Annotated in this window: 13 protein-coding genes and 1 pseudogene; 9 read left to right on the top strand and 5 right to left on the bottom strand. The window is 62.3% G+C overall.

Annotated features, from left to right (window positions below; translation table 11 throughout):
- Positions 1-31: 31 nt before the first annotated feature.
- The 5 genes from hpaD to hpaI all read left to right on the top strand — a co-directional run bounded on the left by hpaD (position 32) and on the right by hpaI (position 4448).
- On the top strand, positions 32-889 hold the full coding sequence (gene hpaD / locus ACOZJV_RS02685; RefSeq protein WP_421546752.1) for a 3,4-dihydroxyphenylacetate 2,3-dioxygenase: 858 nt from the start codon (positions 32-34) through the stop codon (positions 887-889).
- Between the two features lie 87 nt (positions 890-976).
- Positions 977-1366 (top strand): 5-carboxymethyl-2-hydroxymuconate Delta-isomerase, encoded by a 390-nt coding sequence (locus ACOZJV_RS02680; protein WP_421546751.1) that lies wholly within the window; start codon positions 977-979, stop codon positions 1364-1366.
- A 157-nt stretch (positions 1367-1523) separates the two neighbouring features.
- A complete protein-coding gene (locus tag ACOZJV_RS02675) occupies positions 1524-2831 on the top strand; it encodes an MFS transporter (RefSeq protein WP_201131010.1) in 1308 nt (435 codons plus the stop codon).
- A gap of 2 nt (positions 2832-2833) precedes the next feature.
- A complete protein-coding gene (gene hpaH, locus ACOZJV_RS02670; protein WP_078472992.1) occupies positions 2834-3637 on the top strand; it encodes a 2-oxo-hept-4-ene-1,7-dioate hydratase in 804 nt (267 codons plus the stop codon).
- A 10-nt stretch (positions 3638-3647) separates the two neighbouring features.
- Positions 3648-4448: a 4-hydroxy-2-oxoheptanedioate aldolase gene (hpaI, locus tag ACOZJV_RS02665; RefSeq protein ID WP_078472993.1), complete on the top strand. Its 801-nt coding sequence runs from the start codon at positions 3648-3650 to the stop codon at positions 4446-4448.
- Positions 4449-4543: 95 nt separating this feature from the next.
- On the opposite strand, the gene ACOZJV_RS02660 is transcribed toward hpaI, so the two are convergent.
- Both ACOZJV_RS02660 and ACOZJV_RS02655 read right to left on the bottom strand, forming a co-directional pair.
- A complete protein-coding gene (locus tag ACOZJV_RS02660; RefSeq protein ID WP_421546750.1) occupies positions 4544-5689 on the bottom strand; it encodes a glycerate kinase in 1146 nt (381 codons plus the stop codon).
- Between the two features lie 182 nt (positions 5690-5871).
- Positions 5872-7008, bottom strand: coding sequence for a sugar diacid recognition domain-containing protein (locus ACOZJV_RS02655; protein WP_421546749.1), 1137 nt, complete (start codon positions 7006-7008; stop codon positions 5872-5874).
- Positions 7009-7188: 180 nt separating this feature from the next.
- Between ACOZJV_RS02655 and ACOZJV_RS02650 the strand changes: the two genes are divergently transcribed.
- The 3 genes and pseudogenes from ACOZJV_RS02650 to rarD all read left to right on the top strand — a co-directional run bounded on the left by ACOZJV_RS02650 (position 7189) and on the right by rarD (position 10855).
- Positions 7189-8502: an MFS transporter gene (locus ACOZJV_RS02650; RefSeq protein WP_078472996.1), complete on the top strand. Its 1314-nt coding sequence runs from the start codon at positions 7189-7191 to the stop codon at positions 8500-8502.
- A gap of 239 nt (positions 8503-8741) precedes the next feature.
- Positions 8742-9754 (top strand): annotated as a pseudogene (locus ACOZJV_RS02645) (aldo/keto reductase).
- 219 nt (positions 9755-9973) lie between these two features.
- Positions 9974-10855, top strand: coding sequence for an EamA family transporter RarD (gene rarD, locus ACOZJV_RS02640; RefSeq protein ID WP_421546748.1), 882 nt, complete (start codon positions 9974-9976; stop codon positions 10853-10855).
- 93 nt (positions 10856-10948) lie between these two features.
- Here the strand turns inward: rarD and hpaR are convergent, their stop codons facing one another.
- The 3 genes from hpaR to ACOZJV_RS02625 form a co-directional block, all read right to left on the bottom strand.
- Positions 10949-11371: a homoprotocatechuate degradation operon regulator HpaR gene (gene hpaR / locus ACOZJV_RS02635; protein WP_020294642.1), complete on the bottom strand. Its 423-nt coding sequence runs from the start codon at positions 11369-11371 to the stop codon at positions 10949-10951.
- 142 nt (positions 11372-11513) lie between these two features.
- Entirely contained in the window at positions 11514-12590 is a 1077-nt protein-coding gene (gene hppD / locus ACOZJV_RS02630; RefSeq protein WP_078472999.1) for a 4-hydroxyphenylpyruvate dioxygenase, read from the bottom strand.
- Positions 12591-12857: 267 nt separating this feature from the next.
- Positions 12858-13805, bottom strand: coding sequence for a DMT family transporter (locus ACOZJV_RS02625; protein ID WP_421546747.1), 948 nt, complete (start codon positions 13803-13805; stop codon positions 12858-12860).
- Between the two features lie 78 nt (positions 13806-13883).
- On the opposite strand from ACOZJV_RS02625, the gene ACOZJV_RS02620 reads away from it, so the two are divergent.
- The gene (locus ACOZJV_RS02620) at positions 13884-14771 is read left to right on the top strand and encodes a LysR family transcriptional regulator (protein ID WP_421546746.1); all 888 of its coding nucleotides are present in this window, start codon (positions 13884-13886) and stop codon (positions 14769-14771) included.
- The last annotated feature ends 58 nt before the right edge of the window (positions 14772-14829 follow it).

Below are 14829 nucleotides of genomic sequence, written 5' to 3'. Positions count from 1 at the left end.
TCGAACAATAAGATGTTTCAGGAGAAGCACCATGGGCGAAGTCGTTCTAGCCGCCAAGGTCTGTCACGTTCCATCGATGTACCTGTCCGAACTGCCGGGCAAGCACCACGGTTGCCGCGAAGCGGCGATTGCCGGGCACAAGGAAATCGCCCGCCGCGCGCGGGAGCTGGGGGCCGATACCGCGGTGGTGTTCGACGTGCACTGGCTGGTCAACAGCGGTTACCACGTCAATTGCGGTGAGCATTTCCAAGGCACCTACACCAGCAACGAGCTGCCGCACTTCATCAAGAACATGACGTATGACTACCAGGGTTGCACCGAGCTGGGCGAGTTGATCGCGGCCGAAGCCGTGGCCGCCGATGTACGCACCCTGGCCCACAACATTCCCAGCCTGGAGCTGGAATACGGCACCCTGGTCCCGATGCGCTACATGCACATGGACGTGCCGCCGGAACAGCACTTCAAAGTGGTGTCGATTGCCGCCTGGTGCGCCTGGCACACCCTCCAGGACAGCTTCACCTTCGGCGCCGCTGTGCGCCGCGCCATCGAAAAGACCGATCGCAAGGTGCTGGTGCTGGCCTCGGGCTCGCTGTCCCATCGCTTTTCAGACGACCGAGTGGCTGAAGCCAATATCCATAGCTGGACCCGGGAGTTCGACAAACAGGTGGATATGCGGGTGGTGGAGCTGTGGCAGCAAGGGCGCTTTCGCGAGTTCTGCGCGATGCTGCCGGACTACGCCGAACACTGCTATGGCGAAGGCAAGATGCACGACACCGCGATGTTGCTTGGCCTGCTGGGCGGGCCCGAATACAACAAACCGGCGCAGATCATCACCCCGCCATTCGGCAGCTCCGGCACCGGCCAGATCAACGCCATTTTCGAGGTTTGAAGCAGCGCCAAACCACAGGCTGCAAGCCGCAGGAAAACTCCTGCCGCTTGCAGCTTCAAGTTTGCAGCTGCCTCCAAAGGAGGTTCCATGCCGCATTTCGTTGCTGAATACACCGACAACATCGAACAGGCCGCCGACTTGCCGGCCCTGTTCGAGAAGGTCCATCACTACCTGGGCGCCAGTGGCGTGTTCCCACTGGGCGGTATCCGCAGCCGTGGCGTGCGCCTGGACACCTGGCGCATGGCCGATGGCAAGCACGATTACGCCTTTGTCCATATGCGCTTACAGGTCGGTGCCGGGCGTGACCTGGCCACCCGACGCCGGGTGGCCGAGGACCTGTTCGAGATCATCAAGGGCCACTTCGCACAACTCCAGGCCCAGCGCCTGCTGGCGTTGTCATTCGAGATGACCGAGCTGGATGCCGAGCTCAACTTCAAGCACAACAACGTGCACGAGTTTCTCAAGAACCAGGCCTGACAGCGCCCCCTAGCCAAACCGCAGACGGTGCCCCGGATGTTCATCCAGCGGGCCTGAACCTGTCGCGCAATAGGTATACGCCCGCAGCCTTCTCGCCGTGGGTATGGGGAGCCTTTGTCCCGGCTTTAAGCAAAATAACAATAAGGAGATCACTCCAATGCCCGGCTCGACACTTGCCATGAACACCGCAACAGCAGTCAACGACACCTACCGTCAGATCACCTGGCGCCTGATGCCGCTGCTGTTTACCTGTTACATCTTCGCCCACCTGGACCGCATCAATATCGGCTTCGCCAAGCTGCAGATGACCCAGGACCTGGGGTTCAGCGACAGCGTCTACGGCTTTGGCGCCGGGCTGTTTTTCATTGCCTACGCGTTGTTTGGCGTGCCGAGCAACCTGGCCCTGGATCGGGTCGGCCCCCGGCGCTGGATCGCCACCCTGATGGTGGTCTGGGGCCTGCTGTCGGCAGGCATGCTGTTGATCGACAGCGCGCTCGGCTTCTATGTCCTGCGCTTTCTGCTGGGGGTCGCCGAGGCCGGCTTCTTCCCGGGCATCCTGGTCTTGCTCAACCGCTGGTTCCCGGCCGGTAAGCGCGGGCAGGTCACGGCCCTGTTCGCCATTGCCGTGCCCATGGCCGGGGTCATCGGCGGACCGTTGTCGGGCTGGATTCTCGAAGGCTTCCATGATTTCGGCGGCCTGCGGGGCTGGCAATGGATGTTCCTGATCGAAGGCCTGCCCGTGGTGTTTCTCGGCTTGGTGGTACTCAAGGCCCTGCCGGAAAGCATCGATCAGGTCAGCTGGCTCAGCCCGCAACAGAAGCAACAATTGCACGCTGCGCTCAAGCAGGAAGAACAGCACAAGTCGATCACCAGCTTCGGCGGGATCCTCAAGGACAAATACATCTGGCTGCTGGTGTGCATCTACTTCGCGGTGATGCTGGCGGTGAATACCATCGCCTTCTGGATGCCGACCCTGATCCACCACGCCGGCATCGCCCGCGACAGCAGCGTCGGCATGCTCAGTGCCCTGCCCTACCTGGCCGGCTGCCTGTTCATGATTGGCATCGGGCGCTCTTCGGATCGCCTGCGCGAACGCCGCTGGCACCTCAGCGTGCCGCTGCTGATGTCGAGCCTGGGCTTGATCCTCACCGGCCTGGCGCCGGACAACGCCTGGCTGGTCATGGGCGGCCTGATGATCGCCGGCATGGGCGCCAGCGCTGCCCTGCCGATGTTCTGGCAACTGCCCCCGGCCTTTCTGGCCAGCAGCACCCAGGCGGCCGGCATCGCGATGATCAGCTCGTTTGGCAGCATTGCCTCGTTCCTCGCGCCGTACCTGATCGGAGTTGTCCGCGACGCCACCCAAAGTGCCAGCCTGGCGCTGTATGCCCTGGCCCTGCTGATCGCCTGCGGCGCCTGGCTGGTGCTGCGGGTGCCCGCCCTTATTGTCAATCCACGAGAGAAATAATCATGCTCAGCACCTCGGACATTCAACAGGCCGCCGCCCGCCTCGACGCGGCCGAGCGCAGCCGGGAACAGATCGGCCAACTGTCGCTGCAATTCCCCGGCATCACCCTCGAAGACGCTTACGCCATCCAGCGCTGCTGGGTCGAGCAGAAGATCCGCGACGGTCGCAAGCTGGTCGGGCACAAGATCGGCCTGACCTCGCGCGCCATGCAGGTGTCGTCGAACATCACCGAGCCGGACTTCGGCGCGCTGCTCGACGACATGCTGTTCGATGAAGGCAGCGACATCCCCTTCGAGCGCTTTATCGTGCCGCGGGTCGAAGTGGAACTGGCGTTTATCCTCGGCAAACCCCTCAAGGGCCCGAATTGCACGCTGTTCGATGTTCTCGATGCCACTGAATGGGTGATTCCGGCGCTGGAGATCATCGACGCGCGAATCCAGCAGCTTGACCCGCAGACCCAGGTCACGCGCAAGGTGTTCGACACCATTTCCGACAATGCGGCCAACGCCGGGGTGGTGATGGGCGGCCGCGCAGTGCGGCCTGGCGACATTGACCTGCGCAAGGTGCCCGCGGTGCTGTACCGCAACGGGGTGATCGAAGAGTCCGGGGTCTCGGCGGCGGTGCTCAACCACCCGGCCAAAGGCGTGGCCTGGCTGGCCAACAAACTGGCGGCCTATGACGTTGGCCTTGAAGCCGGGCAGATCATCCTCGGCGGCTCGTTCACCCGGCCGGTGGCAGCGCGCCCCGGCGATACCTTCCATGTCGACTACGATCAACTCGGCTCCATCGCCTGCCGTTTTGTCTGAGGACGCTGCCATGCAATTGCCAGTCAACACCTTCAAACAACGCCTGCTCCAGGCCGAGCCACAGATTGGTCTGTGGCTTGGTCTGGCCAATGCCTACTGTGCCGAACTGGCGGCCAATGCCGGTTTCGACTGGCTGCTGCTCGACGCCGAGCACGCCCCCAACGACTTGCGCAGCCTGCTCGCCCAGCTCCAGGCGATTGCGCCCTATCCGTCGCAAGCCATCATTCGCCCGCCGATTGGCGACACTGCGCTGATCAAGCAGTTACTCGATATCGGGGCCCAGACCCTGCTGGTGCCGATGGTCGAGACTGCCGCCCAGGCGCAGCAACTGGTGCGTGCCATGCGCTATCCGCCGCAAGGTGTGCGCGGTGTCGGCAGCGCTTTGGCCCGGGCGTCGCGCTGGAACAGCATCCCCGGCTACCTGGATCAGGCCGATGAACAGATGTGCCTGCTGGTGCAGATCGAAAACCTCGAAGGCCTGGCCAACCTGGATGCGATTGCCGCCGTGGCTGGCGTCGACGGGTTGTTTATCGGTCCGGCGGACCTCTCGGCCGCCATGGGCCATCGCGGCAACCCGGGGCATCCCGATGTGGCTGCCGCGATAGAAGATGCAATCCGGCGGGTTCGCCAGGCCGGCAAGGCGGTGGGAATTCTCAGTGCCGACCCGACACTGGCGCGACGTTATATCGAGCTGGGGGCACACTTTGTCGCGGTCGGAGTGGACACCACTGTCCTGATGAAAGGCCTGCAAAGCTTGGCCGGACAGTACAAGGGCCATGTCGCACCGACCAGTGGTGGTGGGGTTTACTGAGGCACCTGGCGCCCCCCGCCAGGTGCGATGGGCGCTGACTCGACAAACAACGCGGAATCCGCGAAAGCTGTCTCGGGTTCAGCGCAATCGACAGCTCAGTTGACCTTTTGCGCCGCCAGCCGCCACAACCGGGCAATCGCCTCGGCGCGCTCGCTCAAGAGCCGTGGCGCCTCGGCGCAGGCCTGCTCCAGGGTCATGGGCCCGGAAGCCAGGGCGAACGCGGCCTCGACACCGTGCTGGTACATTTGCTCATACCCTTGGCCCAAAGTGCCCGCGAGCACAATCACCGGCACGCCATGCTGCCGGGCCACCCGAGCTACGCCGAAAGGCGTTTTACCGCGCAGGGTCTGGGCATCGAACCGGCCTTCGCCGGTGATCACCAGGTCGGCGCCACGCACCGCCTGCTCCAGGCCTACCAGTTCGGCCACCACCTCCACTCCGGGACGAAACTGCGCGCCGAGAAATGCCTTGGCCGCGAACCCCAGGCCACCAGCAGCGCCACTGCCCGGTTCGTCCCGCACGTCCCGAGGCAAGACGTGCGCGCAGTGATCGGCAAAATGCCCCAGGGCCCGGTCCAGTTGCTGCACCTGTTGTGGCGAAGCGCCTTTTTGCGGGCCGAAGATCGCCGACGCACCGTGCTCGCCACACAGAGGATTGTTCACGTCTGCGGCTATCTCAAAACGGACCTGGGCCAAGCGTGGGTCCAGGCCTTCAAGATCGATCCGGGCCAATGCGTCCAGCGCCAGGCCGCCGCGGGCCAGGGTTTGGCCCTGGTCGTCGAGCAGTTTCAAGCCCAGCGCCTGCAAGGCGCCGGCACCGCCATCATTGGTGGCGCTGCCGCCAATCGCCAGGATAATCCGCTGGGCACCGGCGTCCAGCGCGGCCAGGATCAACTCGCCGGTGCCGAACGTGCTGCTGGTGCACGCATCTCGCTGGCTTACAGGAACCAACTGCAAACCGCTGGCCTCGGCCATTTCGATAATGGCCGTGTGGCTTGCCGCCAGCCAACCCCAATGCGCTTCAACCGAAGTACCCAGCGGTCCTTGCACTGCAGTGGTCCTCAATTCGCCTTCGCAGGCGGCCAGAACCGACTCCACCGTGCCTTCACCGCCATCGGCCATCGGGCACAGCACCAACTGCGCCTCGGGCCAGACCCGGGTCAGGCCTTCGGCAATGGCCGCGGCGACCCCTTCGGCACTCAGGCTGTCCTTGAACGAGTCGGGGGCGATGATGATTTTCATAGGCTATCTCCAGTTCTTATGCGGCCCATGCTGCCACTTGGCGACAGTGCTGACGCCTGTCCGCTGCACAAGAGTGCATGGGCTTTATTGTTCATTGTTACAACAGCGGCCAGCACCGGCCTGAAACCTCACACCCCACGGCGCCGATGCTGGCCAGCACAGCCTCGCGGGTTCGGCAACGGCTACGGGGATTCCGGGGATTGGGGGGCGACGGTGTGTGGCAGCAATTGCACGCCCAGGTACAAAGCGAGCATGCCGTCCAGGCGCAGGGGGTCGACGCCGCTGAGTTCGGCGATGCGCTCCATGCGATAGCGCAGGCTGTTGCGGTGGATACCCAGGGCGTCGGCGCAGGCCTGGCTCTGGCCGTCGTGTTCGCACCAACTGCGCAAGGTCGCCAGTAACTGGCCATTACCGTCCTTGGCAAGCACCTTGCGCAATGGGTTGAGCAACTCATCCAGAGCGTCGTCGTTTCGATGCCGCCAGAGCATGACCGGCAGTCGAAAGCGGTTCAGGGTCAGCAGCCGGGCATGCGGCAGCAGGTCTCGGCCGTAAGCCAGCAAATCGCTGACCCGCCGGTAGCAGCGCCGCAAGCCGGCCAACCCATCCGCCTGGCCACCCACGGCAACCCGCAAAATGTTCCACCCCAGGCCGTCGAGTTTTTCCAGCAGCCGCTGGTTGTCCACCGTCAAGGTGGCGGGCCGGCACCAGAGCAGCGACGTTTGGGCCGAGCTGACGCACCAGCTGTCCGGATAACGTGATATCAGCCAGGCACTCAAGGCTTCGGCGGTTTGCCCGACACCGTGCTCCAGGCCCAGCTCGAACAGATACGGGGTGCGCGCCAGCTGGGGTTTGAGGCCCATCTGCTGGGCTTCGTCTGCCAGCCGTGGCGAATCCCCCTCATCGCTGAGCAACAGCGCCAGCAAATCATCGCAACGCTGGCGTCGCCATTGCTGTTCGGCCTGCTGATGGCGCTGGCCTACCAGCATTTCGGCGGTCATCTGCACCAGGGCGGCGTAGGTGCGCAGCAGTTCCGGTTCGCCGGTGATGCCCAGCACGCCGATCAACCTCTGGTCATGCAGTAAGGGCAAGTTGATGCCCGGCTGCACGCCCTTGAGGTGCTTGGCGGTCTGTGCGTCGATTTCCACCACCCGACCGTTGGCCAGCACCAGTTGCGCGCCTTCATGGCGAGTATTGATGCGCTCGGGCTCGCCACTGCCGAGGATCAGGCCCTGGCTGTCCATGACATTGACGTTGTACGGCAGAATCGCCATCGTCCGGTCGACAATATCCTGTGCCAGGTCATGGTCCAGTTCGAACATAGCAGCGTGTTCCTTGAAGGCGGGCCACCAACAGGCCCGTGGGGTTGTTCAGCAGCACAGGGTGAGCCTGCAAACCCTGTGCGTGGGCACAAAGACAGCAGCCGGGGCTGTGGTCGAGACTCTCAGGGCGATCAACGTTACCCTTGCATCGCAAAAAATCATAATAAAGAGAGACTCGCCATGTCACAGAGCGCCGCCGCTACCCTGGCCACCGATGACGACAAAAATGCCGTCTACAAGCGCATTACCCTGCGCCTGATCCCCTTCATCTTCATCTGCTACCTGTTCAACTACCTCGACCGGGTCAACGTTGGATTCGCCAAGCTGCAGATGCTCGATGCCCTGAAATTCAGCGAAACCGTGTACGGCCTGGGTGCCGGGATTTTCTTTATCGGCTATGTGCTGTGCGGCGTGCCGAGCAACCTGGCGCTGAACAAGTTTGGCCCCCGGCGCTGGATCGCGCTGATGATGATCACCTGGGGCACCCTCTCCACCTGCCTGCTGTTCGTCACCACGCCGACCGGCTTCTACACCCTGCGCCTGTTCACCGGCGCTGCCGAAGCCGGCTTCTTCCCGGGGGTGGTGCTGTACCTCTCGCAATGGTTCCCAAGCTTTCGCCGTGGCCGAATCATGGCCCTGTTCATGTCCGCGATCCCGGTCTCGGGCCTGCTGGGCAGCCCGTTTTCCGGGTGGATCCTCAACCACTTCGCCGCCGGTCAGGGCGGCCTTGCCGGCTGGCAGTGGATGTTCCTGCTGCAAGGCATACCGACCGTGATCCTCGGCGCGCTGGCGTTCTTCCTGCTCAGCGACAACTTCGCCAGTGCCCAGTGGCTGACGCCTAAAGAGCGCGCGGTGCTCGAAGCGGACCAGGCCCAGGACGCGGCCAGCAAACCCAGGACGGCCACCGATTCACTGGCCGCCGTGTTCAGAAACCCGGCGATCTGGGCGTTCGGCCTGATCTACTTCTGCATCCAGAGCGGGGTGTATGCGATCAACTTCTGGCTGCCGTCGATCATCAAGAACCTGGGGTTCAGCGACAACCTGGTCATCGGCTGGCTTAGCGCAATCCCTTACCTGCTGGCCGCTGTGTTCATGTTGCTGGTGGGGCGTTCTGCGGACTTGCGTAAAGAACGCCGCTGGCACCTGGTGGTACCGATGCTGATGGGCGCCGTCGGCCTGCTGATTGCTGTCAACTTTGCCGCCAGCCCGGTGCTGGCCATCCTCGGCCTGACCATCGCCACCATGGGCGCCCTCACCGGCCTGCCGATGTTCTGGCCGGTGCCGACCGCACTCCTCAGCGCCGGCGCTGCCGCCGGTGGCCTGGCGCTGATCAACTCCATGGGGCAGATGGCCGGTTTCCTCAGCCCGTACCTGGTGGGCTGGGTCAAAGACACCACCGGCTCTACCAACCTGGCGCTGTACCTGCTGGCAGGCGTGATCATTGGCGGCAGCCTGCTGGCCCTGCGCATGACCCGCAATCTGCGCAACAGCTGATTGCGCACGCGGGGCGCCGGTTTTTTTCAAATCCGGCGCCCCCCCTCGCAAGCGAATCCAGGGCCGGATAATGCCCGCGCACCCGGCCCCTAACGCCGTCTGGCCCCTTCTGCGCGCCAACACGCCGCAGCCTCCCAACGCCGATTCAGTTTGCCCAAGCCGATTGTTCTGGTATTTGATGGACGGCCTGGCCAGGCGCCTTTCGCCTGGCTCCAACCCCGTGCACAAGGAATTCGTCCATGAGCTATCGCCTCCTCGGCCACTCCGGTCTACAGGTCTCCACGCTGACCCTGGGCACCATGATGTTCGGCGAACAGACCAGTACCGAAGAGTCACTGCGCATCATCGACAAGGCCTGGGACCAGGGCATCAACTTCATCGACACCGCCGATGTCTACACCCAGGGTCGCTCCGAAGAGATCGTCGGCGAAGCCATCGCCCGGCATCGCCACGACTGGGTCCTGGCGACCAAGGTCGGCTTCGGTCCGGCCGACGGCGTGCCTAACCGCAGCGGCTTGAGCCGCAAGCATATTTTCAACGGAATCGAAGCCAGCCTGAACCGCCTCGGCACCGACTACCTGGACATCTATTACCTGCACCGCGAAGACCACAACACGCCGTTGCAGGTCACAGTGGCGGCCATCGGTGACCTGCTGCGCCAGGGCAAGATCCGCTACTGGGGGCTGTCCAACTACCGTGGCTGGCGGATCGCCGAAGTGGTGCGCCTCGCCGACGAGCTGGGTATCGAGCGGCCGGTGATCAGCCAGCCGCTGTACAACATCGTCAATCGCCAGGCCGAGACCGAACAGATCACCGCCGCCCAGGCCTATGGCCTGGGTGTGGTGCCCTACAGCCCGCTGGCCCGAGGGGTGCTCAGCGGCAAGTATGCGCCGGACGTCACGCCAGACAGCGCCAGCCGCGCCGGGCGCCAGGACAAGCGCATCCTCGAAACCGAGTGGCGGGTCGAATCCTGCGTATTGCCCAGCAGATTCAGCAGTACACCCAGCAACGCGGGGTCGGCATGGTCGAGTTCGCTATCGCCTGGGTGCTGAACAATACCGCCGTCAGTTCGGCGATTGTCGGCCCACGGACCGAGCAACAGTGGGATGCCTACACCAAGGCCCTGAGCGTGCGCATCAGCGCTGAAGACGAAGCCTTTATCGATTCGCTGGTGACCCCGGGCCACGCTTCCACTCCTGGTTTTAACGATGTCAGCCACTTCGTTTCCGGACGTACGCCTTTCCCAAGTTGATACTCGACGGTGGCTGCTGCCTGACAGCGGCCACCGTCTTTTCGACCTTGTTCGCTCTTTCTGCGCAGGCATTGGTCGAAGGCAGCGGGCAAACGAGATATTTTCCCGTAACCCACGCTTAATCCGAGTAAACCTCTCGGGCCAAACCCTCTATATTCCCCCCACGGTTCATCACCGCTTTTTCCATTCGCTCAATGACTCTGGTCGTACGAGGACAGTGTGTCTAAAGGTATTGTTTTATCGGTCCTGGCGTCGGTGCTGTTTGCCGTCATGTATTTCTACACGTCCTTGCTGGAGCCGCTGACCGGGGTGGAAATCTTCGGCTGGCGAATGCTGCTGACGGTGCCGTGCATGACGGTCTTCATGGTGGTTTCCGGGGAGTGGCGCCGGGTGCGCGAAGTGCTGCTGCGAGTGGCGGGCAAGCCGCTGTTGCTGCTGGGCCTGTTGCTGTCGTCAGGGCTGTTGGGCGTGCAGTTATGGCTGTTTATGTGGGCGCCGCTCAATGGCCACAGCCTGGATGTGTCCCTGGGGTATTTCCTGCTGCCATTGACCATGGTCCTGACCGGGCGCCTGGTGTATGGCGAACGCCTGTCGCGCCTGCAGAAGATCGCTGCGTTTTTCGCCTGCCTGGGGGTGCTCAACGAGCTGTATCAGGTGGGCAGTTTCTCCTGGGCCACGCTGCTGGTGGCCATCGGTTATCCAACCTACTTCGTGCTGCGCAGGCGCCTGGCCGCAGACAACCTCGGCGGGCTGTGGCTGGACATGGCGCTGCTGCTGCCTGTCGCCCTGTGGTTTGTACAGAGCGGCGAGCAAGGCTTTGCGGTGTTCGACCTGTGGCCCTGGCTGTATCTATTGATTCCGTTGCTGGGGGTGATCAGCGCCTCGGCACTGGTGTGCTACATCATCGCCAGCCGGCTGTTGGCGTTCAGCCTGTTCGGCCTGCTGAGCTATGTCGAGCCGGTATTGCTGCTAGGGGTGTCACTGCTGCTGGGGGAAAGCATCAAGGCCGGCGAGTGGCTGACCTATGTGCCGATCTGGATGGCGGTGCTGGTGTTGATGTTTGAAGGGTTCAAACATCTGGTGCGTCAGCGTCGGGCTTGAGACGCCCTTGGTACGCTTGGCCCTGAAACGAGTGTCAGGGCCGGCGCAGCCTGCGGCAGCGGCTACAGACAACGCCTCAGATACCGCGCGAACTCAAGGCTTGATTTGTTTCAGCTCGTTGAGCAAGGCCAGCAACGCCTGCATCTTCTCCTCGCCGAATTGCTGCTGGATCTTCTGGTAGTTGATTTCCATGTCGCCACTCATGGACTCGAAGCAGGCCTGGCCCTTTTCAGTCAGGGTGATGAACAGCCGGCGCTGGTCCTCGGGTGATTTGCGGCGGCTGACGTACTCGTCACGCTCCAGGCGCGTGAGCACCCCGGTCATGCTTGGAGGCAGGATGCACGCCATCTTGGCCAGTTGATGACTTTCCAGTTCGCCGTTCTGGCGCAGGATGCGGATCACCCGCCACTGCTGTTCGGTCAAGTCATGCTGGTTGAGGGACGGCCGGAAAAAAGCCATGGCCGCTTCACGGGCTTGGAGCAGCGTTAAGGTCAGGGAAGGTCTTGGCGTCGTCATCTAAAGGTCGGTCAACAGGCTGGGAATCAACGCTAGGCGTCGCGGAAATAAACATTAACACATTCACTATCAGCAATTCCCGGGCAAAATAAAGCCCGATCGAAGAACCTTCGATCGGGCCTGTTTTCAAGCGGTCACTGGCTTACTCGGTGGCGAGTACGCCACGACGAACCTGATCACGTTCGATCGATTCGAACAGCGCCTTGAAGTTGCCTTCGCCGAAGCCATCGTCGCCTTTACGCTGGATGAATTCGAAGAACACCGGGCCCATCAGGGTTTCCGAGAAAATCTGCAACAGCAGGCGGCGGTCACCGGCTTCCGACGAGCCATCCAGCAGAATGCCCCGCGATTGCAGTTCGTCCACCGGCTCGCCGTGATTCGGCAAACGGCCTTCGAGCATCTCGTAGTAGGTTTGCGGTGGCGCGGTCATGAAGCGCATGCCGATCTTCTTCAAGCGGTCCCAGGTATCCACCAGATCGTCGGTCAGGAACGCCACGTGCTGAATCCCCTCACCGTTGAACTGCATGAGGAACTCTTCGATCTGCCCCGCGCCCTTGGACGACTCTTCGTTGAGCGGGATACGGATCATGCCATCCGGCGCGGTCATGGCCTTGGAGGTCAGGCCGGTGTATTCGCCCTTGATGTCGAAATAACGAATCTCGCGGAAGTTGAACAGCTTCTCGTAGAAACCGGCCCAGTAGGCCATGCGCCCGCGATACACGTTGTGGGTCAGGTGATCGATGATCTTCAGGCCCGCCCCTTCCGGGTTACGGTCGACGCCGTCCAGGTACACGAAGTCGATGTCATAGATCGAGCTGCCTTCGCCGTAGCGGTCGATCAGGTACAGCGGCGCGCCGCCAATGCCCTTGATCGCCGGCAGGTTCAGCTCCATCGGGCCGGTGGCGATATGGATCGGCTGAGCCCCCAGCTCCAGGGCACGGGAGTACGCCTGCTGGGCATTCTTGACGCGAAAGGCCATGCCGCATACCGACGGACCGTGTTCGGCGGCGAAGTACGAGGCCACGCTGTGGGGCTCATTGTTGAGGATCAGGTTAATGGCGCCCTGACGGTACAAATGCACGTCTTTAGAGCGATGGGTCGCGACTTTGCTGAAACCCATGATCTCGAAGATCGGTTCGAGGGTGTTTGGCGTAGGCGATGCGAATTCGATGAATTCAAAGCCCATCAGGCCCATTGGGTTTTCGAAGATATCTGCCATGGTTGGCGCCTCATCATTATTTTTAGAATTAACGTCCGCGGTCGCGGGCTGCTAGTTGCTATCAATGCTGAGGGCTGAAGGTGGCGCGCAAGAGATGCCACGCACGCTGCGGGCGAGGAAATCACCGTAGATCAGTTGGAACCCGAGTATCTTCATTTCGACCCTGACTTGCTTACAGGCTGCGGGCGAGGCTTCTGCTGCCAGAAGACATTATTCTTGTATGCGTAACCAGATTCTACACAGCGTAAATAGATTTGTCCGCAATCTCTATAAAATCCGCTTTTTGCCCAGAGTCGCAAGGGGTTTGTTGCACTGATAGATCCCCAGCAGGATCAAGGCTGCGCCCAGGCCCATGCTCAGCGTCAACTGCTCGCCCAACAGCAGTGCCCCCAGGATCACCGCCGTCAGCGGGTTGAGCGCAATGAAAACGCCAGAGCGCGTGGCGCCGATCTGGCGCAGGCCATCGTAGTACCAGATGTAGGCCAGCGCCGACCCCATCAGGCCCAGGTACAGCAGACTCAGGCCCTGCACCGCACTCAAGTCCAGTAACGCTTGCGGATTCAGCTCGCCGCGCAGGGCGGTGGCGGCACCCAGCATGAGGGTCCCCAGAACAATCGAATACGTCACGGTGTGCAGCGGCCCAAGGCTCTGGTTGAGCCCTCGGGAAAACAGCGAATAGACGCCCCACCCCAGCACGCAACCAAAGATCAGCAGGTCGCCGAGCCCACCGTCGGCCGTGCCCTGCAACGCCTGCGGGTCTCGAATGAGGATCACCAGTGCGGCGCCCAGTACGCAGCCAACGATACCGAGAACCTGGCGCCGACTCAGTTGCTCACGAAACAGCAGCCACGAAGCCAAGGCAATCACCGCCGGGTTCAAGGCCACGATCAAGGACGCCCGCGACGCGCTTATCCGCTGCAAGCCGTAGAAGAAGCACAGGTTGTAAAAGAAAATCCCGAAGAACCCCAAGATCAGCAGTTGTACGCACTGGCGCAGGTTCGGCCGCAACAGCGGGATCCGCTTGCAAGCGATAAACAGCAACAGCGCAAGGCTCGCCAGCAGAAACCGCAGGCTGGCGGCCAGCAGCGGCTCCAGGGCCCCTGATAGCAGGCGTCCGGCGACAAAGGTTCCGCCCCAGATCATGGTGACCGCGATGAGTTTGCAATAGACCGCTCTGTCAGAAGGACCGGAGGGTGTTTGGTCGAACGTTTTCATAAGATTTCAGCACCGGCTTACCTGGGATGGGCTTATTCTTTGTCTAATCAAAGATCATCGTAAAATGAGCAATCACTCATGACCCTGACTCAATTGGAGATTTTTTCCCTGGTCGCCGAATTGCGTGGTTTCACGACGGCCGCCAGCCGCCTGGGAATCACCCAGTCAGCGGTGTCCCACGCCATCAAGGCGCTGGAGCAAGAGCTGGGTGTGGAGCTGATTCGCCGCCATCAGGCACAGGTCGAGCTGAGCGATATTGGCCAGCAACTATTGCTGCGTGCCCGGACCATGCTGGGCCTGGCCGCAACCATGCACCAGGAAGCTGCCGATGCCCGAGGCATGAAGCGCGGCACCCTGCGCATCGGCTCGTTTGGGCCAACCTCTTCGATGAAACTGCTGCCGGCCATTCTCGCCGAGTACCGCAGCCGATACCCCGGCATCGAAGTGCACATCGACGAAGGCCCGGATCGACAGGTCGTGCAATGGCTCGAGGAGCGGCGCATCGACGTGGGTTTCGTGGTGCTGCCCCAGGAGCGCTTCGATACCTTTGCCTTGTTGCAGGATCAATGGGTGGCCCTGTTGCCGGCTCAACACCCACTGGCAAATGAAAGCGCCGTCAGCCTGGCCCAGCTGTGCGTCGACCCCTTCGTGCTCACCGAGGCCGGGTCAGCCGAGCTGGTGACCCGGCTGTTTCATCAGGCCGGCCTCAGCCCCAACATCCGCTATCGCAACTCACAGTTGCTCAGCACCCTGGAAACCGTGGCCCGTGGCGAGGCCGTGAGCCTGGTGGCCGAGCTGGCACTGCCGACCATGCATGATCCGCGCTATGTGCGCAGGCCCCTGAGCCAGCCAGCCAAACGCCAGATCGGCATGGCTGTGCTGGATCGGCGCCAGTCATCGCCGGCGACGCTGGCGTTTATCGAGCAGGCCCAGCGCCTGTACCCAAGATCCCAGGGCGCAAAATAGGCATCCCGTCTATCCTCCCCCTCACTCGGGTTCGATATGTACCCACTGCGATCCCCCT

The organism is Pseudomonas sp. QD4, assembly GCF_049199125.1.
Classification (GTDB): Bacteria; Pseudomonadota; Gammaproteobacteria; order Pseudomonadales; family Pseudomonadaceae; genus Aquipseudomonas.
Note: the sequence above shows the minus strand (reverse complement) of the source record. Positions and strands in the feature narration are given on the sequence as shown.

What these genes read in the sequence shown, in the direction of transcription:
- hpaD (WP_421546752.1), top strand. Translation starts at nt 32, where the DNA reads ATGGGCGAAGTCGTTCTAGCCGCCAAGGTCTGTCACGTTCCATCGATG.
- ACOZJV_RS02680 (WP_421546751.1), top strand. Translation starts at nt 977, where the DNA reads ATGCCGCATTTCGTTGCTGAATACACCGACAACATCGAACAGGCCGCC.
- ACOZJV_RS02675 (WP_201131010.1), top strand. Translation starts at nt 1,524, where the DNA reads ATGCCCGGCTCGACACTTGCCATGAACACCGCAACAGCAGTCAACGAC.
- hpaH (WP_078472992.1), top strand. Translation starts at nt 2,834, where the DNA reads ATGCTCAGCACCTCGGACATTCAACAGGCCGCCGCCCGCCTCGACGCG.
- hpaI (WP_078472993.1), top strand. Translation starts at nt 3,648, where the DNA reads ATGCAATTGCCAGTCAACACCTTCAAACAACGCCTGCTCCAGGCCGAG.
- ACOZJV_RS02660 (WP_421546750.1), bottom strand. Translation starts at nt 5,689, where the DNA reads ATGAAAATCATCATCGCCCCCGACTCGTTCAAGGACAGCCTGAGTGCC.
- ACOZJV_RS02655 (WP_421546749.1), bottom strand. Translation starts at nt 7,008, where the DNA reads ATGTTCGAACTGGACCATGACCTGGCACAGGATATTGTCGACCGGACG.
- ACOZJV_RS02650 (WP_078472996.1), top strand. Translation starts at nt 7,189, where the DNA reads ATGTCACAGAGCGCCGCCGCTACCCTGGCCACCGATGACGACAAAAAT.
- hpaR (WP_020294642.1), bottom strand. Translation starts at nt 11,371, where the DNA reads ATGACGACGCCAAGACCTTCCCTGACCTTAACGCTGCTCCAAGCCCGT.
- hppD (WP_078472999.1), bottom strand. Translation starts at nt 12,590, where the DNA reads ATGGCAGATATCTTCGAAAACCCAATGGGCCTGATGGGCTTTGAATTC.
- ACOZJV_RS02625 (WP_421546747.1), bottom strand. Translation starts at nt 13,805, where the DNA reads ATGAAAACGTTCGACCAAACACCCTCCGGTCCTTCTGACAGAGCGGTC.
- ACOZJV_RS02620 (WP_421546746.1), top strand. Translation starts at nt 13,884, where the DNA reads ATGACCCTGACTCAATTGGAGATTTTTTCCCTGGTCGCCGAATTGCGT.